The organism is Accumulibacter sp. (assembly GCF_023806625.1).
Lineage (GTDB): Bacteria > Pseudomonadota > Gammaproteobacteria > Burkholderiales > Rhodocyclaceae > Accumulibacter.
This window is the reverse complement of sequence record NZ_JAMTDX010000059.1, coordinates 1-19,746: the sequence shown is the minus strand read 5'-3', so window position 1 is coordinate 19,746 and position 19,746 is coordinate 1. Positions and strand designations below refer to the sequence as shown.

Sequence of the window (19,746 nt, the reverse complement as noted above, 5' to 3'; positions counted from 1 at the left end):
TGCGCAGTTGAGGGCGCGATGGCCCGCGTCGCCGAAGTGGCGCGTCGGCTCGTCGTCGCTCGGGTCGTCCTGGCTCCGGGCCTCTTCGTCACTGGCGAAGAAGTGCTCGCGCGTGACGGCCAGCAGCCGGTCGCAGTTCAGTCTGAAGTCGCTCATCTCGTCTCCTTGATCGTTGTTTCCTTGATGGAGCGAATGTTAAACGTCCGGGCGCCTTCGGGTCTTCAGGAATTGCGTCAGCTTTCCGTGACACTCTGTGACAACGGCCATTCGAGAGTGAAGCGCGCGCCGCCGCAGGGCGACTCGCCGGCAGTCGCCGAGCCGTGATGCTGTTCGAGCACCAGCCGGGCAATCGCGAGTCCGAGTCCGTAGCCGCCAGTTGCCCGGTCGCGCGAGCGGTCGAGGCGGGTAAACGCCGAGAAGACGCGTTCGCGCTCGTCCGCCGGAATGCCGATGCCGTCGTCGTCGACGTGGATCCGGACGCGTCCGCCGGATAGCTCTGCGCTGACCCGGATGAGCGTCTGGGTGTATTTGATCGCGTTGCGCAGCATATTGGCGACCGCGTAGGGCATCGTGCGCCGGTCGAGCTCGACGTGCAGCCGGAGCGGGAGCGTCGAGGTATCGACGCGCAGGTCGAGCTTGCGCGCCAGAAGGCGGCTGGCCTCGACCTGTTCCTCGAGCCACGGAGCGAGCTCGACCGAGCTCAACTGCAACTCGGGCTGCTCGCGTTCGAAGCGCGCGTAGGTCAGACTGGCGTCGATCAGCCCGTCGAGTTCGTCGAGGTCGGCCTCGGTCAGCTGCGACAAGCGTTCGCGTTCGAGCCGATCCTCCGTTTCGGCGAGCATCTCGAGCGCGAAACGCAGGCGCGCGATCGGCGTCCGCAACTCGTGCGAGATCGCGTTCGACAGTTCCTTCTGCATGGCGATCAGCCGCTGGATGCGCTCGGCCATGCCGTTGAGCGTCTCGGCGAGCGGGCCAAGCGCGCTGCTGCGCATTTCCGGTGCGCGCGCCTCGAAGAGGCCTTCACCGAGCGAGCGCGCCGTCTGGCGCATCGCTTCGAGGTCACGCCAGACGGGGTGCACCCACAGCCACACGACGATCGCCAGGCAGACGCCGATCAGGCTCCAGGTCAGCAGGCTGATCCGCAGGTCGAGCGGCAGCCCGCGCTGATACTCGGGGTTGCGCTCGGGCGAAATGGGGCCCAGGACGAGGATCAGTGGCGTCTGCTTGAGCCGGTGATAGATGATGTCCCCCTCGTCGTCGATCGCCAGTTCCCCACCGTCGAGCTTCTCCGCTTCTTCGGGCGGCAGGTTGAGCGTCCAGCGATCGACGATGTCGAGCCTGTAGGCGAATTTCCGGTCGAGCGCTTCGATCGTCCGGCCCCATTCGCCGCGCGGCTTGCGGAACAGTTCGTCCTCGATCAGCAGTACGGTTCCGCGCATCAGCTTCCGCGTGTAGTCGTCGGTGATCCCCTTGACCGCGTTGGAGATCACGAAGTCGGCAAAGAGCGCGATGGCCACGAAGGAACCCATGACCAGCAGGTAGAAGTTGAAGAACAGCCGGGAGAGGCTGTAGCGACCGCGCCAGGGAGCTGGCTTGTACGTTCCGAGGATCGCGAGCAGGCGGCTATTGCCAGTCATGCTTGCTGAACAGGTAGCCCTTGCCGCGTACGGTCTTGATGCGCGTCGGGTTCTCCGGATCGTCGCCGAGCTTGCGACGCAGCCGCGAAATGCGCGCGTCGATCGATCGGTCGAGTCCGTCGAAGCCGATTCCCCGCAACTCCTGGAGGAGGTCGTCGCGCGAGAGGATGTTCCCGGCGTGGCGGGCGAGCAGCCAGAGGAGATCGAACTCGGCGGTGGTCAGTTCGATGCTCTCCTTGCCGAGGTGCGTGCTGCGCGTCGCCTGGCTGATGCGGAAGTGTCCGAAGGCCAGTTCGACCGGCTCGCCGGCTTCGCGGGCTTCACCCGGCGCGGTGCCCGGACTGCCCGGGGCGCGGCGCAGCAGCGCCTTGATTCGCGCGAGCAGCAGGCGCGGCTGAACGGGCTTGGCGATGTAGTCGTCGGCGCCGAGTTCGAGGCCGAGGATCTGGTCGAAATCCTCGTCGCGGGCGGTGAGCATCAGGATGACGCCCTGGTAGGCGGGGCGGACCGCCCGGCAGACCTCGAAGCCGTCCTTCCCGGGGAGCATCACGTCGAGAACGACGAGTTCGGGATGCTCCTCGGCTATGCGCGTTTCGGCGAGGTCGCCTCGCGACTCGATGAGCACGTCGAAACCGTTCTTGGCGAGGTACTCGGCGGTGAGTCGGGCGAGGCGATCGTCGTCCTCGACCAGCAGGATGCGTGTCTTCATGGTGCAATCATAGCCGGTTGTCGCTTCACGATAAACCGCCGGCGCGTCAGCTGGTGACTTCGCGCGAGCTGATCCGGTAGCGGAATCCGTCCGGGTCGAGGCTGTCGTAGCGCCCGGCGCCGTTTTCTGCGCAGGGATACATCAGGAACGGAATCTCCGGGCCCGCCGAACCTGGAAGCCGCAGATCGTGGGCGCAGTTGTAGGCCATCCAGTTCATTTCCCACGCGCCGAAAAGCTCTTGCCGCGCGGCGACGACGATCTCGTCACCGAGGGTCAGTCCTGGTCGTTCTTCGAGGACGACCTTGCGGACGTCGGCCGGATCGACCGGCACCCAGCCGAAACCAGCCAGCCAGACTTCGGCCCGACAGTGCTGCGCCTTGCTGATGTCGCCGCTCTTGCCCAGGCTGCGGTAGGCGAAGCGCGAATCGGCCACCCGGATGCCATAGACGTCGCGGGCCGCGAGGCCGGCGGCACGGGCGAGTCCGACGTAGAGCGCGTTGAGGTCTGCGCACTTGCCCGAGAGGTCACCGGACTCGAGCATTGCCCGGATGTCTCCGAGGCCGCAGCCGCGAGTCTTCGGATTGCGCGCGGTGTTGTCGACGACCCACTCGTAGATCGCTCTTGCCTTGTCGAGATCGGTTTTCGCGCCACGGGTGATCCGTGCCGCGGTTTCGTACACGATGCCGTCGGTCGGCAGGAGGCGGGTCGGCCTCGTCCAGCTCCGGCGCGCTGCCTCGTCGAGCGGCGGCACGTGTGCCGGACGGGCGAGGTCGAGCGCGCGGTCGCGCGTGGCGACCCGACTGGTAACTTCGACGAAGGCTTTTTCGTCGCCGGCTGCCCAGTCGGCAACGAGCATCAGGGCCCCGGACTCCGGGTCGCGAACGATTCGTGAACTGCGCGCGTTGCCCTCCCAGGTCGTCCAGATCGGCCTGCTCCACTCGGCATCGTCGATCGACGGCAGAGGCAGCCAGACTCGCGTCGCGCTGCCGGTCTGCGCCGGCTCGGCGCGGATGCCGACCTCGAAGGTCCGCCAGCCGTATGCAGGTGAGGGTTTGAAGCCGCCTTGCGCAGCCAGGCTGCGGCGCCACCCGAGAGTGGCGGCAGCAGCGAGCAGTGCGCTCGAGGTGACGAACTGACGACGGTCCATGTCTGTCTCCTGGTTCAATGAATCAAGCGATGGAGACTCCGCTCGGTGGCCGGGGAGTTCCAGTCGATCGGGCCCTCGCCGCGCAGGCGAGGGCGATGTTGAGCGTCGAGGATCAGCGTGGTCGGGATCAGTCGCACGCCCCACTGCCGGCTGACGCTCTGGTCGGGGTCGTGGATCACCGGAAGGTCGAGCGCACGGGATGTCAGAAAATCGTCGACCGCCTTGCGGCTATCGGCGACGGCGACCGTGACCACGGTCAGGCCCGGCGCTGTCCAGCGCCGGGCGAGCCGTTGCAGCGCGGGCATCTCGTGGCGGCAGGGGTCACACCACGAGGCCCAGAAGGCGATCAGCACCGCGCTACCGCCGTGCGCAGCGAGGAAGCGGTGGAGCGGGCCATCTCCGGCGACCGGCATCGGTCTTCCCGGAACCGCCAGCAGTTGGTTGCCCTCGGCGCCCGGGTCGGCCGCGCGGGGCGACGCTGCGGCGATGAGACAGATCGCGGCAGCGAGAAGCCGGCGGGCGGCCCGGTAGCGTGCCGCGCGCAGATGCGAGTTCAGCGATTTCTCCCGATGGCAGAACAAAGGCCCCGAGGCGGAAGCCCCCGCGACCGTCCAGTGCCTGTCTCCAGGCGCGATCCTCTGGTGGTAGCACAGACCACCCGGCGCACATTGTCTCATCTTTCCCCGGCTTCGGCTGTGCCGGTTGGCGGCGCTGCCGCGCAGCGCTCACCGGGCCCGGGCGTGAGCGACGATCAGGCGCGGGAAGCCGGAAAGGCGATGACCTCGGCGAGCGTCGTCGCGCCTGCGGCGAGCATCACCAGCCGATCGACGCCGAGTGCGACACCGGAGGACGGCGGCAGGCCCGAGGCGAGGGCGGCCAGGAAGTTCTCGTCGAGGGCCACCTCGGCGAGTCCGAGCGCCTGCCGCTGGCGGAGGTCGGCGGCAAAGCGGGCGCGCTGTTCGCCGGCGTCGACCAGTTCGTCGTAGCCGTTGGCCAGTTCGACGCCGCTCGCGTAGAGCTCGAAGCGACCGGCCACCGGATCGCCTTGCTCATCGAAGTCGAGACGGGCGAGCGCCGCCTGCGAGGGAGGATAGTCGACGACGAAGGTCAGCACGCCGGTGCCGAGGCGCGGCTCGATCACCTCGCTCATCAGCAGTTCGAGCCAGGTGTCGCGGTCGGCTTCGGCAAAGGAGAGGTCGCGATGCGCGCAGGCCGCGGCGCGAAGGTCAGCGGTCGGGCAGGTCAGCGGGTCGAGACCGAGGTGGACCCGGAAGAGATCACGGTAGCGGCGTCGTTCGACCGGCAAGTCCCCGAGAGCGAGGCGAGCGATCGCCGCGACCTCTTCGATCAGTTGGTCGACCGACCAGCCGGGGCGGTACCACTCGAGCAGCGTGAATTCGCGGTTGTGCAGGCGCCCGCTCTCCTCGCCGCGAAAGGCCCGGGCGATCTGGTAGATCGGTCCGCTGCCTGCGGCCAGCAGGCGCTTCATCGCGTATTCGGGCGAGGTCTGCAGGAAGCCGTGGCCGGAGACACGCAGGCTGGCGAGGTGCGGGTCGGTCACGGTCGCCGCGCAGAGCTGAGGCGTTTCGACTTCGAGAACGCCGTGCCGCGCGAAGTGCTCGCGGATCTGTCCGAGGATCTGCGCGCGGCGTCTCAGATTCTCGAGCGGCGCGCTCGGCTGCCAGAGCTGGCCGGACATCGCCTGCAGTGGCTGGCGCCAGCGGAGCGACCGGGTCGAAGCGGAGGCCGTCGCCGGGGACGGTCAGGCCTTGACGCGCGAAACGTATTCGCCCGAGCGCGTGTCGCAGCGGACGATCTCGCCCTGATTGACGAACAGCGGAACCTTGACGACCGCACCGGTCGACAGCTTCGCCGGCTTGGTGCCGCCGGTCGCCGTGTCGCCGCGAATGCCCGGTTCGGTGTCGACGATTTCGAGGTCGACGAAATTCGGCGGGCTGACCGCCAGCGGTGCCCCGTTGTACAGGGTGACCGTGCACATCGCCTGCTCCCTGAGCCAGAGGGACGCGTCCCCGACGGTGGCGGCGCTTGCCTGATACTGCTCGAAGTTCTCGGGCTCCATGAAGTGGAAGAACTCGCCGTCGCTGTACAGGTACTGGAGTTCGCGGTCGATGACGTCGGCTCCCTCGAGCGTGTCGCCGGACTTGAAGGTCTTCTCCCAGACGCGGCTGGTTTTCAGGTTGCGCAGTTTGACGCGGTTGAAAGCCTGGCCCTTGCCGGGTTTGACGAATTCGTTCTCGAGGATCGAACACGGGTCGCCGTCGAGCATGACCTTGAGGCCTGCTTTGAATTCGTTGGTAGAATAGGTCGGCATTGGATCACCTTGTGAGACGGTCGAAAGAAAGGGCGCCATGATAGCGCGAAGACCGGCCGATTTGCAGGTCGAGTCGTCTCACCAGGGCGGCACGAAACATCCGCTGCGCCGGGTGTGCCGCGACGGCGACGAACTGCTCGGGCGACTCGGACTGGCCGCCGAAGACCTCGCCGCCGACCCGTTTCCGGCGTTTGCGCTGCGCGTTCCCGATGCCTTCATCGCGCGCATGAGGCCGGGCGACGCCGCCGATCCGCTGCTCCGCCAGGTTCTGCCGACGCTCGCCGAGCGGCTCGCGGTCCCGGGTTTCGTCGATGATCCGCTCGCCGAGGCCTCGGCGAACCGGGTGCCGGGTCTGATGCACAAGTTCGCCGGGCGGGTGCTGCTGATCGTCACCGGTCATTGTCCGATCCACTGTCGCTACTGCTTTCGCCGGCACTTCGCCCATGCGGCCAACCGTCCTTCGCGCGAGGGCTGGGCGCAGGCCTTCGACTACATTCGTCGTGACGACTCGGTCACCGAGGTGATCCTTTCCGGCGGCGACCCGCTCTCGGTCTCCGATCGCCAGCTGCAATGGCTGATCGGGCAGATCGAGGCGATTCCTCACGTCCGCCGGCTGCGCATTCACAGCCGGTTGCCGGTCGTCGTCCCCGATCGCCTGGGCCCCGGCCTGGTCGGACTGCTCGCCGCCAGCCGCTTGCAGACGAGCCTGGTCATCCACGCCAACCACCCGCGGGAACTCGACGACTCGGTGGCCGAGGCGCTCTCTTTGCTGCGCCGTGAGGGAATCGTCCTGCTGAACCAGGCGGTCCTGCTCGCCGGAGTCAACGATCGGGTCGAGGTGCTCGCCGAACTCAGCGAGCGCCTGTTCGCGATCGGTGTCCTGCCCTACTATCTGCACCTGCTCGACCGGGTCGCCGGCGCCGCGCACTTCGCCGTTCCCGACGAGCGGGCGATTCTCCTCCAGCAGGCCCTGCTCACTCGCCTGCCGGGCTATCTCGTTCCGCGCTTCGTCCGCGAGATCGCGCAGGCGCCGTCGAAGGTGCCGATCCTGGCCAGCACCGCCAGCACGGGACGGTGAGCGCGTCGGCCCGCCGTGCGGCTGCTGCGGCGGCGATCGGAGTCGTCGGCGATCCGCGCCTGCTCAGGAACTGCACGAAAGCATCGAGCATCCCGGGCGGTGGCGGGCCCAGTCGGGACGCCTGGCACTGATCGCTTCGCGTCCCGGCTGCTCGGAATAGGGGTGGCGAATCACCTCGAGCAGCTCGTGGATCATCTGCGGGTTGCCCTGTTCGGCCGCGTCGATCGCCTGCTGCGCGAGATAGTTGCGCAGGACGTAGCGCGGGTTCACCGCGTTCATCCTCGCCGCGCGGACGCCCGCCGGCAGGCCGTCGAGACGCAGGCGCGCGGCGTAGCGCGCCAGCCAGCGCGCGAGGTCGTCGGCGTGGCGCTGGCGCAGATCGTCGCGGTAGAAAGAACTGCCGACCGTTTCCACGGCCGGTCGATCGACGTCGAGCGCGGCGAGGCTGCGGAAGAAGTCGGTCATGTCGATCTCGGCGCGATGCATCAGATCGAAAAGGTCTTCGAGCAGGTCGGCGTCGTCGTGGTGCCAGTCGCGGAGACCGAGCTTCGCGGCGTACGCGGAGCAGAACTCGGCGGCATAGACGGCATCGTAGTGCTCGAGTCCGGCGGCGAGATCCGCTGGTGAGGGAGACAGCACGGCCAGCGCGTCGGCCAGCCTTTCGAGGTTCCAGCGGGCGATCGCCGGCTGACGTGCGAAACAGTAGCGTCGGCTCGAAGCGTCGGTCGTGTTCGGTGTCCAGCCGGGATCGAAATTGTCGATCCACCCGTACGGGCCATAGTCGATGGTCAGTCCGAGGATCGACATGTTGTCGGTGTTCATCACGCCGTGCACGAAGCCGACGCGCATCCAGTGCGCGAGCAGGCGGGCGGTGCGCTCGCAGATCACCGAGAACCACCCGGCCAGGTCTCGCGCCGGGTCGAGGTCGAGTTCCGGGAAGTCGCGGCGGATCGTGAACTCGACGAAGCGCTGCAGCAGTTGCTGGTCGCCGCGGGCGGCGAAGATCTCGAAGTGACCGAAGCGGGTGAACGACGGGGCGACCCGGCAGACCACCGCACCCGGTTCGGCGACCGGATGTCCGTCGTAGAACATGTCGCGGACGACCTTCTCGCCGGTGCTGACCAGGCTCAGCGAGCGGGTGGTCGGCACACCGAGGTGATGCATCGCCTCGCTGCACAGGAACTCGCGGATCGACGAACGCAGCACCGCCCGTCCGTCGGCGCGACGCGAGTAAGGCGTCGGGCCGGCGCCCTTGAGCTGCAATTCGAAACGCTGGCCGGCGCGGTTGACCGCCTCGCCGAGAAAGATCGCCCGCCCATCGCCGAGTTGTCCCGCCCAGTGCCCGAACTGGTGGCCGCCGTAACAGCAGGCATAGGTGACCATTCCGGGGAGCAGCGCGTTGCCCGCCAGCGCGGCGACCAGCTCCGGTCTGGCCATGTCCTGCTCACCGAGATCGAGCGCTTCGGCGACTTCCCGGGCATAGGCGACCAGCCGCGGGGCAGCGACTGGCGTCGTGGCGACTGCCGACCAGCACGCCCCATGAACCTGCCTCGGCTCGTTGATCTGCTCGGGGTCGCCGGGCAGCTCGCGGAGGAAACGGTTGTCGAAGCGGAGCATCGTCGCAGGCCGAAGCGCACATCCGCCGACCGGTTGCCTGGCGTGAGCCTCAGGCGCTCCTGACCAGGTCGACGATCTGGGCAGCGTCGAGCGTTCGCGCTTTGGCCTGCATTTCGGGGAGGTAGCGGGTCTGCAGGCTCTTCGCCTCGCCGAGCAGGTTCGCGAAGCTGTCGCGCAGCACCTGCGTCGAGAAGCTGCGCCCGCCGGCATAGTAGCGCCGCGCCACCTGGCCGAGCGCATAGGTGCTCGCGAAGCTCATCCCCGAACTGACCGCCTGCTTGCCGATGCCGCGCAGCAGGCCGCCGCCGACCTTGCCGAGCAGGCCACCGATCAGTTTGCGGCCGGCCTGCTCAAGATACTGCGAAGTCAGGCCGACGCCGACCGTGGCCAGGAAGTCCTTGATGTGGCCGCGATCGAGCTCGAATCCGTAAGCCTTGCCGATGCGGTAGACGAGTTTCATCTGCAGCGGGATGATGGCCATCGTCGACAGCGATTCAGGCAGCAGTTCGAGCGCTCCGTTGAGGATCGAAGCGTTGAGGATCAGCCTGTCCATCTCGCTTTCGCTGAGTGTCGAAGCGTAGCCGGCGGCCGGCGGCAGCGACACTGTCGCCGCGTCGTGCAGGGGTAGCGCGGCCACCTGCTCGACCTTCTGGCTGTAGGCTGCCGACGGTCCTGACTCGAGCGTCAGGGCTGCGCGAAGCTCGCCGAGAAACGCCTGCTCCGCCGGCGACTGGGAACCGTCGGCGTCACAGACGCAGACCGCCATCTCGAAGGCGAGCTGGCGTGCTTCGGGTGTCGACAGCGCGGCCGCCGCCGATCCGAGAGAGACGCGCCTGAGCAGCACGTCCTGATACAGCGCGGCGATGTTGATCGTCGCCTCACCGGCCAATGCGTCGGCAATGCGCCTGAGCTCGGCGCGTTCAGCCTCGTCCTTGTGGCCGTCGGCAAAGGCGGCCATCAGACAGAGGGTGAGGATGGCTTTCTGCTCGTGCTCGTTCATGCTCGTGATCTCCGGCGACCTTCAGCTTTGTCCCGGCCAGTATCCACGAGTTCCCGCGGGCGATCAAGGCGCGGCACCGTGATCGGGCGGCCGCCGGCGGGCATCGGCCATCCGCCGCAGCCGCTCAGGCCAGATCGCCCGCGCCGCAGATCGGCAGCCGGACGACGACTTCGAGGCCACCTCCGGGCGCGTCGCCAAGGACGACTTCTCCACCGCAGCCGGCAGCGATCCGGCGAACGATCGCCAGGCCGAGTCCGCAGCTGCCGTCGGTGGCCCGGGCCGGCTCGAGCTGTGCGAAAGGCTCGAGCGCGCGTGCCCGGTCGACGCGGGCGATTCCCGGGCCGTGGTCGCGAACGCTGAGCGCGACCCGCGTCTCGGCGAAGCGGTGCAGGCGCACATGAACCGGCGGGGCACCGTGCTGCAGGGCGTTGTCGACAAGGTTGTCGAGCAGCCGCTGCAGGTTGCCCGCGGCGATCGCCACCCGGCACTCGGTTGCCGTCTCGTCGACGGCCAGCTCGACCGGCCGGCCGAGTTCATGCTGTCGCCGCACCTCGTCACGGAGCAGGGGGGTAATGGCCAGCGGCTCCGGCGTCGAGTCGCTGGCCTCGCTGCGCAGGAAGGCCAGACACTGGCCGACGATTCGTTCCATGTCGTCGACGTCGCGGACCAGTCCGGCGCGTTCGCTGCCTTCTTCGAGCAGCGCGAGACGAAGGCGCAGGCGGGTCAGCGGTGCGCGCAGGTCGTGGGTCAGCCCGGCGAGCATCTCGCGGCGCTCGGCAGCGGCCCTGGCCAATTGGTCGAGCATCGTGTTGTGCCGTTCGGCGAGGAGTCTGACCTCGAGGGGTCCTTCCGGTCGCACGGTCCGTGCGGCGCCGCCGCCGGTCGCCGCGACGGCGTCGCCGAGTCGGGCCAGCGGACCGACGATGCCGCGCACGAAAAAGCCGGCGATCAGCAGGACGGCGGCCAGGGTGAGCGCGAGAAAGACCCACAGGTCCGACGGCAGAGCCTGCGGTTCGAAGCGGGGCGGCGGCAACTCGAGCCACCAGCGCTCGCCACCGGCCAGAAAGCCGATCCACAAGCCGCCGCGCTGACCGGGGTTGCCGTGACGCAGCAGAACGGGCTCGCCGAGATGCTCGGCGAGCTGGTCGGCCAGGCGCCGAGCGAAACGAAACTGCGGCTCGCCGCGCGGGACGGCGCTGCCGTCGGGGTGCAGCTGCAGTGCTGGCTCGCTGGCTTCCGCGCTGCTCAGTGCGCGTCGCGTGCGCTCGTCGAGACCGGGGAGGACGACCTGCAGCAGGCGGACCTGCCTGGCGATCGCCTGGACGGTCTGGGCGACGTGCGAAGTCCGCCGGAAATGGCCGAGCAGCGAGAAGGTGGCGATTTCCGCGACGGCGATCACCGCGATGACCAGCAGGACGGTGCGCCCGGCCAGCGAATCGGGAAACAGCTGCCGCTTCACGGCCCGGGGTCGGTCGGCGAATCGGGGACGAAGACGTAGCCGACGCCCCAGACGGTCTGCAGGTAGCGAGGACGAGCCGGGTCGTTCTCGATCAGCCGGCGCAGGCGATGGATCTGCACGTCGATTGCCCGGTCGAAAGCCTCGCTGCTCTCGCCACGGGTCAACTCGAGCAGTCGCTCGCGCTTCATCGGGCGGTTGGGGTGGGCCATCAGCGCGTTGAGCAGTGCGAACTCGCCGCTGGTCAGCGTGGTCACCTGGCCGTCCCTGAGCAGCTGGCGTTTGGCCCGATCGAAGGTCCAGTTGCCGAAGCGCTCGGTTTGCCCGGCCGGTTCGGGAGTGGCCGGCGTCCGTGAGCCACGGCGCAGGACCGCTTCGATGCGCGCGACGAGTTCGCGAGGGTCGAAGGGTTTGCCGAGATAGTCGTCCGCGCCCATCTCGAGTCCGATGACCCGGTCGACCGGATCGTCGCGCGCGGTGAGCATGATGATCGGGCGCATCTCGCCGCGGGCACGCAGTCGCCGGCAGGCGGCCAGCCCGTCCTCACCGGGGAGCATCAGGTCGAGGATCAGCAGTTGCGGCTCGTAGCGATCGAGAAAGGCGTCGAGCTGGCGAGTATCGGGGAGCAGCAGCGTGTCGAATCCGTGTCGCCCAAGGTAGCTCGCCAGCAGTTGGCGGAGTTCGGCGTCGTCATCGATCAGCAGGATTTTCTTCATCTCGTCCGTGCCCTGGCCGCGGGGTGATGGTGCCATTCTATGCCGCCCGCGGCGCCACGCACGAACCCCGGCAACAATTTGCAACCGACGGCGGAGAAGTCGAAACCGACTGCAATTTCCGCGAAATCGTCTGCAATCGCCAGCCGACGACAATGTCGCGGTCGCCGGGTACGACGGCTCCGGCGGCGATCGATCCCCCTGACACAAGGAGACTGACGATGAATGCGAAAATCAGCATACGGCCGCTGCTCGCGGCGTTGACTCTCTGCCTCGGCGCGACCACGGCGGCGATGGCCATTCCGCCCGAGGGCTGCGGACCGAGGGGCTGCCCGAGCGAGCGGTCGGCCGGTCACCCCTTCCAGGGGATGGCGCGCCTGCACGACGAACTCAAGCTCGACCCGAAGCAGGAAGCCCTCTGGCAGGAGGCCGAACGGACGACGCAAGCGAGTTTCCGCGAGCGCGGAGAGCAGATGCGCCGGGATCGCCAGGAGGCGCTCGCTGCGCTCAGCCAGCCGGGCGCGGATCTGCGCGCCGTGCTCAGGCGGATGGACCAGTCCCGCGAGGCCGGTCGCCAGGCACGCGACGCCGATCGCGAGCGCTGGCTGGCCGTCTACGACAGCCTCGATGGCGCCCAGAAGGAGAAGGCCCGCCTGTTCCTGAAGACCCGGATCGAGAGGATGGGCGAGGGCCGGCGCGCGGGTCCCGGAGGACCGCCCGGCCGGTGACGGGAGCGCTGCGAACGGTGTCCGGCGATCGCCCGCGGCCTCGCAGGCGGCGAGAAGCCACCCCGCGAAATCCGGTCGGGCGGGAGGTCACGGCTTTCGTGCTACGCTGCGACGTCGCCGCAAGGCGAAATGGAGGAACGGCGCGATGCACAAGGCCTACGTGATTGGACACATCACCGTCCGCGACGCCGACAAGTGGTCGCTTTACCGCAGCCGGGTGCCGGCGACCCTCGCGCCGTGGGGGGCCGAACTGATCTTCCGGGGCCGGCGAGCGGCGGTGCTCGCTGGCGAACATGCGCACAGCGACGTCGTGGTGATCGGCTTCCCCGATACGGCGGCGATCGCTGACTGGTATGCCTCCGAGGCGTATCGCGCGCTGATTCCATTGCGCGAGGAGGCCGCGGAAGTCCTGCTGCTCTCGTTCTCTGCCGGCTGAGGGGGCAGGGCAGCGTCGGTCACGGTGCATGATGCGCTACGGCCGAGGGACGACGATCGCGCCTGCGGATCGCCCGCCGGATGGCGGGCTTGACAGCCGGGCCGACGGCTCGGCATACTCGGGGCCCACCCCCGAAGCGCAGGGTCGTGAGCCGTCCGGCACGTTTGGCGCGGCTGCTCGCCCGGACCAGGCCGGCCTGGCGGCAGCCACTCCGTTGCGAGGCTTCTGGGGGCGTCCGAGGACCGCGAATCGTCGATGCGCCTGTCTGATCTGATCCTGTCGATTGCCCTGAGTGTCGCTGCCAGCAACGCGCTGGCCAGCGTCTTCGGCTTCGTCGATGAGCACGGTGTCGCCCATTTCGCAACCGAAAAGCTCGATTCACGGTACAAGCTGTTTCTCCAGGGCGGGCAGTTCCTCGCGCCGGAAGTGGCCGGGACGGGTTCCGCGAACCCTGCTCTGCTGCGCCACCTGGCCAATCATCCCAACCTGCGGAAGTTCGAACCACTGCTCAAGCTGGCGAGCGACGAGTTCGCCGTCGACTCCACGCTGCTCAAGGCGATCATGGCTGCCGAATCGGGCTTCGATCCCGAAGCCGTCTCGCCGAAGGGGGCCATCGGCCTGATGCAGGTCATGCCGGCGACCGCCTCGCGCTACGGGCTCCAGTCCGACACGAAGAAGACGGTCGAGGAAAAGCTCAGCGACCCGAAGACGAACATCCGTGTCGGCGCGCGCTACCTGCGCGACCTCGTCCGGATGTTCCCCGATCAGCCCGAACTGGTGATCGCCGCCTACAACGCCGGAGAAGGGGCCGTCCAGCAGCACAACCGCCGGATTCCCCCTTATCCCGAGACCCGCAACTACGTTCAGGTGGTGACGCAGTTCCTCAGACTCTATCAATCGGATCAGCCGGCTCAGAAAAGCGTGGGAAACGTGTTTACCCGGTCGGGTCAATCCGGCAGGAGGCTCTACCTGACGCTCCCGGGACGCCGGGATTTGCCGCTGTCGGCGGCGAAGGTCAGCGACTGATCGGCCGCGACCGGAGGTCGCCGGGAGGCGTACAATGATGCTTTTCCGTTCGGAGATCGAACCGATGGTCGACCCACAAGAATCCGCCATTTCCTTCACCACCGTGCCGCCAGCGTGCCTGAAGAAGACGCGTCGGCTGGGCGGGGCTGCCCTGGCCGGTGGGCTGATCGCCGTGCTGCTGGGTGGCTGTGCCGAACTGACCGGGCCATCGGCATCGGTCACCGCCAGTGACCCGTCGCGGATCACCCGCACCGGCTTCCTGACCGACTACGCGCGGCTGACCACGGCTTCCGGGGGCGACGGCGCGCTGTGCTGGCGGAAGCCCGAGGTGAACCTCGCGCGCTACGACAAGGTGCTGATCACGCGCATTCTCGTGAGCCTCAAGGCCGATCAGCAGGAGGGCGTAGACCCGACCGACCTCAAGGCGCTGGTGGACTATTTCCACAAGGCGCTGGTCAGGGACCTCAAGCCGCAGTTCCGGATCGTCGACGAGCCCGGTCCCGGGGTGCTGGTCCTGCGCATCGCACTGACCAATCTGGTGCCGACTCAGGTCAGCCGTAGCGTTCTCGGAACTGCGATTCCCTACGGCTTCGCAGCCGAAGCGGCTTCGGGTCCGGCGAGCGGTCGGCCGGCGGGCTCGACGCCGTATCTCGGCGAGACGGGCATCGAGATGCAGTTTCTCGACGGAGCGAGCAACGCTGTGATCGGCGAGTGCGCCGACACGCAGATCGGGCGGAAATATGCGGCCGAGGTCGACTCCGGCGCGGCGGGGGCGACCGAAACCTGGGTCAAGGGCTATATGAGCTCGTTCCAGAGTTGGTCGTACGCGCGTGACGCCTTCGACAAGTGGGCCCGGCAGATATCGCAGCGACTGGCCGTTCTGCGCGGGGTGACGCCGGCCCAGTAGCCGGGCGGAGGGAGCCCGGGGTCTTCGCCAGCAGACCTGTCGCGCTCCGGCTGCTCGCGCAGTGTGGGTCCTTCCGTCGATCGTCCCATCCATCAATCTCCCTGAGCGGTCGAGGAGTCGCGCGTGAGATCAGGAAAAGCCTTCGTCGCCGGGGTCGGCGCCGTGCCATTCACCAAGCCCGGGGCAAGCGATCCTTATGACGTGATGGCGGCGGCGGCGACCGCCAGGGCGCTGCACGATGCGCGCCTCGATTACCGGGCGATCGAGCAGGCGATCGTCGGCTACGTCTATGGCGACTCGACTTCGGGCCAGCGCGCGCTGTATCGGGTCGGGATGACCGGAATACCGATCGTCAACGTCAACAACAACTGCTCGACCGGTTCGACGGCACTGTACCTGGCCCGCCAGCTCGTCGAATCCGGAGCAGTCGATTGCGTGCTCGCCCTCGGCTTCGAGCAGATGCGCCCCGGGGCGCTGACCGAGTACTGGAACGACCGGCCGTCGCCTTTTGCTCGCTTCGATGAACTCTGTGCCGAGATCGCGCCGTATCCGGTGCCGCTCGCGCTGCGCTACTTTGGCGGTGCCGGCCGGGAATACATGGATCGTTACGCAGTCGGTGCCGATCTGTTCGCACGCGTGCGGGCCAAGGCCAGCCGACACGCGGCCAACAACCCGACGGCGCTGCTGCGCAAGGTGGTCAGCGAGCAGGAAGTGCTCGACGCGCCGCTGATCTGCGCGGAGGCCGGGATGACGCGTCTGATGGCCTGTCCGCCGACCTGTGGGGCAGCCGCGGCCGTGCTCGTCTCCGAAGACTTTGCCCGGCGGATGGATCTCGATCGCCGCGTGGTCATCGCCGCGCAGGCGATGACCACCGACCGGCCGGGGACTTTCGAGGAACGCAGCATGATCGCGCTGGTTGGCGCCGACATGAGCCGCGAAGCCGCTGGGCAGGTGTACGAGCAGGCGGGAATCGGCCCGGCCGACCTCGACGTCGTCGAGCTTCACGACTGCTTCGCGCAGAACGAGATCCTCACCTACGAGGCGCTCGGGCTTTGCCCCGAAGGCGGCAGCGCGCGCTTCGTCGCCGACGGCGACAACACCTACGGCGGGCGGGTGGTCACCAACCCGTCGGGCGGCCTGCTCTGCAAGGGCCATCCGCTCGGTGCAACGGGCCTCGCGCAATGCGTCGAACTCGTCGAGCAGTTGCGCGGTCAGGCCGGTGCGCGTCAGGTGGACAATGCGAGGATCGCGCTGCAGCACAACCTCGGACTCGGCGGCGCGTGCGTCGTCACGCTTTATCAGCGCTCGGAATGACGCCTGGCCCCGGGACGTGTGTCGAGCGGGCCGGGGGCAGTCAGGGCGTGATGGACAGAATGAGGAGATCGGAATGGGCAAGCTCGCAGGCAGGGTGGCAATCGTCAGCGGTTCGGGACGAGGGATCGGACGGGCGGTGGCGCTGAAGCTGGCTGCGGAAGGTGCGCGGGTCGTGGTGAACGACCTCGACACTGCGCCGGCCGAACAGACCGTGGCCGAGATTGTCGCCGCAGGCGGCCAGGCACTGGCCTGTGCCGGCAGCGTCACCGCTCCCGGTTTTGCCGAGCGCTTCGTCTCGACGGCGATCGACGGCTTCGGCGGGCTGGACATCATCATCAACAACGCCGGCTACACCTGGGACAGCGTGATCCAGAAGATGAGCGACGAGCAGTGGCAGGCGATCCTCGACGTGCACCTGACCGCGCCTTTCCGCATCCTGCGCGCGGCGGCCGAGTTCATTCGCAGCGCCGCTCGCCGCGAAGCCGAGGCTGGTCTGGAGGTCTACCGGAAGGTGGTCAATGTCTCGTCGATCGCCGGCGTCGGCGGCAACGCCGGTCAGGCCAACTATGCCGCGGCCAAGGCCGGAATCGTCGGTCTGACGCGCACGCTGGCCAAGGAATGGGGGCGCTACCGGGTGAACGTCAACTGCGTCGCGTTTGGCCTGATCAATACCCGGCTGACGAGTGCGCCGGCCGACGGTGACGCGACGCTGGACATCGAGGGCCGGCAGATCCGGGCCGGCGTGAACCCGGAACTGCTCAGACAGATGGAAGCGATGATTCCGCTCGGTCGGGGCGGCAGGCCAGAGGAAGCCGCCGGGGCGATCGTCATGCTCTGTTATCCCGAGGCGAACTACGTTTCGGGCGAACTGCTCGTCTGCGGCGGTGGCTTCCGGATCTGATCGGCGCGCAGGACGGCTGGGCCGGCGGCTGCGGGAAGACTTGCCGATGGCGCCCGGCTGGCGCTGATCGGCGAGCGGGAGGATTACGAATTGGCCATGCCGCGAACGATCTTCGCCGAGGAGCATCGGCAGTTCGCCGAGTCGGTCGATCGCTTCATCGAGGTCGAGGTCGCTCCGCATTACCGGCGCTTCGAGGACCAGGGGTACATCGATCGCGAGGTCTGGCTGAAGGCCGGCGAGGCGGGCTTCCTCTGCTCGTCGATGCCCGAGGAGTACGGCGGTGCCGCGGCCGATGCGCTGTACAGCGTCGTGCTCTTCGAGCAGCCGGCGCGCCGCGCGGTGCAGAATCTGCTTGGCTGGGCGCTCCACTCGGACATCGTCGCCCCGTACCTGCTGCGCTACGGCAGCGAGGCGGTCCGCCAGCACTACCTGCCGCGGATGGCCACCGGCGAGATGATCGCTGCGATCGCGATGACCGAACCCGGAGCGGGGTCGGACCTGCAGGCGGTTCGCACGACCGCGCTGCGCCAGGGCGACCACTACCTGGTCAACGGGTCGAAGACCTTCATCACCAACGGCTGGCACTGCGACCTCGTCGTCGTCGTCGCCAAGACCGATCCGGCGAAGGGCGCCAAGGGCATCAGTCTGCTGGTCGTCGACACGACGATGGCCGGTTTCTCGAAGGGGAACCGGCTGGAAAAGATCGGGCTCAAGGCCCAGGACACCTGCGAGCTGTTCTTCGACGACGTCCGCGTTCCGTTCGATAACCTGCTCGGGGAGGAGAACCGGGGCTTCGCCTGCCTGATGACCGAACTCCCGTGGGAACGCCTGCAGATCGCGATCACCGCGGTCGCGCAGATGGAAGCCGCGCTCGAATGGACCTGCCGCCATTGCCGTGAGCGCAAGGCGTTCGGCAGCGAACTCATCGGATTCCAGAATACCCGCTTCACCCTCGCCGAGGCGATGACCGAGGTGCAGATCGCCCGCGTCTTCGTCGATCGGTGCATCGAGTTGCACATGGCTGGGGCACTCGACGCGAGTGCTGCGTCGATGGCCAAGTACTGGTGCACCGATCTGCAGAGCAAGGTGCTCGACGCCTGCCTGCAACTGCACGGCGGTTACGGCTACATGTGGGAGTCGCCGATCGCCCGCGCCTGGGCCGATTCGCGCGTCGCGCGGATCTACGGCGGGAGCAACGAGATCATGAAGGAACTGATCGCCCGGCAGTTGCCCTGATCGTTGGGGGCGGCAGCCCGGATCGCCTTTCCGAGGGCTCGCACGGCGACCGCCGCGTGGCGCTTCGCCGCCCGGTCCTCAGCCTGGCAGCGGCTCCGGATTGCCGAGCGCCGTCGTGTTCAGACCGCCGTCGACGTAGAGGATCTCGCCGGTGATCGCGCTGGCCAGATCGGAGAGCAGGAAGGCTGCCGCGTTGCCAACCTCGTCGATGGTCACGTTGCGGCGCAGCGGGGCGTTGTGCGCGTTGTAGGCGAGCAGGCGCGAGAAGTTGCCGACGCCGGAGGCGGCCAGCGTCTTGATCGGTCCGGCGGAGATCGCATTGGCGCGGATCCCCTGCGGGCCGAGGCAGAAGGCGAGGTAACGCGTCGCCGCTTCGAGACTCGCCTTGGCGAGGCCCATCGTGTTGTAGTTGGGCATCGTCCTTTCGGCACCGAGGTATGAGAGGGCGAGCAACGCCGGGTGACGGCCCTTGAGGAGCAGCGGTCGCGCGGCCTTGGCGAGAGCCGGATAGCTGTAGGCCGAGACGTCGTGCGCGACGCGGAACGCCTCGCGGGTCATCCCGTCGAGAAAGTCGCCCTCGATCGCTTCGTTCGGTGCATAGGCGATCGAATGGACGAGCCCGTCGAGCCCGTCCCAGTGCCCTGCAAGATCGGCGAACAGCCTGTCGATCTCGGCGTCCTCGGCGACGTCGCAGGCGAAGACCAGCTGGCTGTCGAACTCGCCAGCGAACTTGTTCAGCCGCTCCCGAAAGCGCTCGCTCTGATAGGTGAAGGCCAGCTGGGCACCCTCGCGGTGGCAGGCCTTGGCGATGCCGTAGGCGATCGAGTGTTTGGACAGCACGCCGGTGATCAGAATGCGCTTGTCTGCGAGGAATCCCATGTGTTCTCCGGTCATTCAAGGTGGCTCTTCGGCCAGGGTCTCGGCCGAATCCGTCAGTCGGGCGAATTATAAGCGATCCGCCGGTCTCCCCGGAGATCTGGCCAGCCGGCCGGGGGGGCGGGGGAACGGCCGTCATCGGGGCGATGCGGTGGGGGGTAAGTTCATTCGTCGGCTGACGACATCACTTGCTCATCACTCATGATGACCACCGGGCGAAGGCCAGGGCAAGCCCACGGCGTCTCGGCGTGTCCGCTTGCCCGGGGTCGAGTCCGGCTTCATGCCGGCACACCGCACTCTGCCCCGACTCCTTCGGGAGATCGCGGTGGTTCAGCTCAGTCGGTCGCGTCGGTACGGACGAGGGGCTGGAGACGCTGAAGAGAGCGCCAGGCAGTGTCACCTGATGGCGCTGGAAGTAGCCAGGCGCCCGCGAAAGGCCGGATCTGCTGCGGCCGCCGGATCGACGCGGGTTGGCCAGCCGGGCAGCTCACTCGCGCGAGCGAGCCGACCTGTGTGACGAGCGGTGATCGTCGCCGGCGCCTTGTCAAGGTCGGGCGTTCTGCTAGAATCCCGCCCTCCGGAGAGATGGATGAGTGGTTTAAGTCGCACGCCTGGAAAGCGTGTTTAGGATAA

19 protein-coding genes are annotated in these 19,746 nt (G+C 67.9%); 8 read left to right on the top strand and 11 right to left on the bottom strand.

Going from position 1 to position 19,746, the window contains the following annotated elements:
• Positions 1-233: 233 nt before the first annotated feature.
• From NFW05_RS10990 to efp, 6 genes are all read right to left on the bottom strand, one after another.
• Complete coding sequence (locus tag NFW05_RS10990) at positions 234-1,637, bottom strand: ATP-binding protein (RefSeq protein WP_295306386.1); 1,404 nt, start codon at positions 1,635-1,637, stop codon at positions 234-236.
• Positions 1,624-2,346, bottom strand: coding sequence for a winged helix-turn-helix domain-containing protein (locus NFW05_RS10985; RefSeq protein ID WP_295306383.1), 723 nt, complete (start codon positions 2,344-2,346; stop codon positions 1,624-1,626). The genes NFW05_RS10990 and NFW05_RS10985 overlap by 14 nt, the downstream gene beginning before the upstream one ends.
• Before the next feature lie 46 nt (positions 2,347-2,392).
• Positions 2,393-3,493, bottom strand: a complete 1,101-nt coding sequence (locus NFW05_RS10980; RefSeq protein WP_295306380.1) for a transglutaminase family protein — start codon at positions 3,491-3,493, stop codon at positions 2,393-2,395.
• 14 nt (positions 3,494-3,507) lie between these two features.
• Positions 3,508-4,170, bottom strand: a complete 663-nt coding sequence (locus NFW05_RS10975) for a TlpA disulfide reductase family protein (RefSeq protein ID WP_295306377.1) — start codon at positions 4,168-4,170, stop codon at positions 3,508-3,510.
• A 74-nt stretch (positions 4,171-4,244) separates the two neighbouring features.
• The gene (epmA, locus tag NFW05_RS10970) at positions 4,245-5,192 is read right to left on the bottom strand and encodes an EF-P lysine aminoacylase EpmA (protein ID WP_295306374.1); all 948 of its coding nucleotides are present in this window, start codon (positions 5,190-5,192) and stop codon (positions 4,245-4,247) included.
• Between the two features lie 63 nt (positions 5,193-5,255).
• Positions 5,256-5,825: an elongation factor P gene (gene efp / locus NFW05_RS10965; protein ID WP_295306371.1), complete on the bottom strand. Its 570-nt coding sequence runs from the start codon at positions 5,823-5,825 to the stop codon at positions 5,256-5,258.
• A gap of 37 nt (positions 5,826-5,862) precedes the next feature.
• Between efp and epmB the strand changes: the two genes are divergently transcribed.
• On the top strand, positions 5,863-6,903 hold the full coding sequence (epmB, locus tag NFW05_RS10960; protein ID WP_295306368.1) for an EF-P beta-lysylation protein EpmB: 1,041 nt from the start codon (positions 5,863-5,865) through the stop codon (positions 6,901-6,903).
• Positions 6,904-6,966: 63 nt separating this feature from the next.
• Here the strand turns inward: epmB and NFW05_RS10955 are convergent, their stop codons facing one another.
• From NFW05_RS10955 to NFW05_RS10940, 4 genes are all read right to left on the bottom strand, one after another.
• Positions 6,967-8,520 (bottom strand): protein adenylyltransferase SelO, encoded by a 1,554-nt coding sequence (locus NFW05_RS10955; protein WP_295306367.1) that lies wholly within the window; start codon positions 8,518-8,520, stop codon positions 6,967-6,969.
• 49 nt (positions 8,521-8,569) lie between these two features.
• Positions 8,570-9,520, bottom strand: coding sequence for a DUF533 domain-containing protein (locus NFW05_RS10950; RefSeq protein ID WP_295306365.1), 951 nt, complete (start codon positions 9,518-9,520; stop codon positions 8,570-8,572).
• A 124-nt stretch (positions 9,521-9,644) separates the two neighbouring features.
• Positions 9,645-10,979: an ATP-binding protein gene (locus tag NFW05_RS10945; protein WP_295306362.1), complete on the bottom strand. Its 1,335-nt coding sequence runs from the start codon at positions 10,977-10,979 to the stop codon at positions 9,645-9,647.
• Positions 10,976-11,692 carry a response regulator gene (locus tag NFW05_RS10940; RefSeq protein WP_295306359.1) on the bottom strand — a complete coding sequence of 239 codons (717 nt, stop codon included), beginning with the start codon at positions 11,690-11,692 and terminating at the stop codon, positions 10,976-10,978. Before NFW05_RS10940 ends, NFW05_RS10945 begins: the two co-directional genes overlap by 4 nt.
• A gap of 218 nt (positions 11,693-11,910) precedes the next feature.
• Here NFW05_RS10940 and NFW05_RS10935 point away from each other — a divergent pair, with 218 nt between their 5' ends.
• The 7 genes from NFW05_RS10935 to NFW05_RS10905 all read left to right on the top strand — a co-directional run bounded on the left by NFW05_RS10935 (position 11,911) and on the right by NFW05_RS10905 (position 18,237).
• Positions 11,911-12,417, top strand: coding sequence for a periplasmic heavy metal sensor (locus NFW05_RS10935; protein WP_295306356.1), 507 nt, complete (start codon positions 11,911-11,913; stop codon positions 12,415-12,417).
• 145 nt (positions 12,418-12,562) lie between these two features.
• Positions 12,563-12,853, top strand: coding sequence for a DUF1330 domain-containing protein (locus NFW05_RS10930; protein WP_295306353.1), 291 nt, complete (start codon positions 12,563-12,565; stop codon positions 12,851-12,853).
• Positions 12,854-13,108: 255 nt separating this feature from the next.
• On the top strand, positions 13,109-13,879 hold the full coding sequence (locus NFW05_RS10925) for a lytic transglycosylase domain-containing protein (RefSeq protein ID WP_295306350.1): 771 nt from the start codon (positions 13,109-13,111) through the stop codon (positions 13,877-13,879).
• A 34-nt stretch (positions 13,880-13,913) separates the two neighbouring features.
• Positions 13,914-14,786 (top strand): DUF3313 domain-containing protein, encoded by an 873-nt coding sequence (locus NFW05_RS10920; RefSeq protein ID WP_295306348.1) that lies wholly within the window; start codon positions 13,914-13,916, stop codon positions 14,784-14,786.
• 123 nt (positions 14,787-14,909) lie between these two features.
• The gene (locus NFW05_RS10915; RefSeq protein ID WP_295306346.1) at positions 14,910-16,100 is read left to right on the top strand and encodes a lipid-transfer protein; all 1,191 of its coding nucleotides are present in this window, start codon (positions 14,910-14,912) and stop codon (positions 16,098-16,100) included.
• Between the two features lie 73 nt (positions 16,101-16,173).
• The gene (locus tag NFW05_RS10910; RefSeq protein ID WP_295306343.1) at positions 16,174-17,001 is read left to right on the top strand and encodes an SDR family oxidoreductase; all 828 of its coding nucleotides are present in this window, start codon (positions 16,174-16,176) and stop codon (positions 16,999-17,001) included.
• A gap of 96 nt (positions 17,002-17,097) precedes the next feature.
• Positions 17,098-18,237: an acyl-CoA dehydrogenase family protein gene (locus NFW05_RS10905; RefSeq protein ID WP_295306340.1), complete on the top strand. Its 1,140-nt coding sequence runs from the start codon at positions 17,098-17,100 to the stop codon at positions 18,235-18,237.
• Between the two features lie 78 nt (positions 18,238-18,315).
• Here the strand turns inward: NFW05_RS10905 and fabI are convergent, their stop codons facing one another.
• Positions 18,316-19,116 (bottom strand): enoyl-ACP reductase FabI, encoded by an 801-nt coding sequence (gene fabI / locus NFW05_RS10900; RefSeq protein WP_295306337.1) that lies wholly within the window; start codon positions 19,114-19,116, stop codon positions 18,316-18,318.
• Positions 19,117-19,746 lie beyond the last annotated feature (630 nt).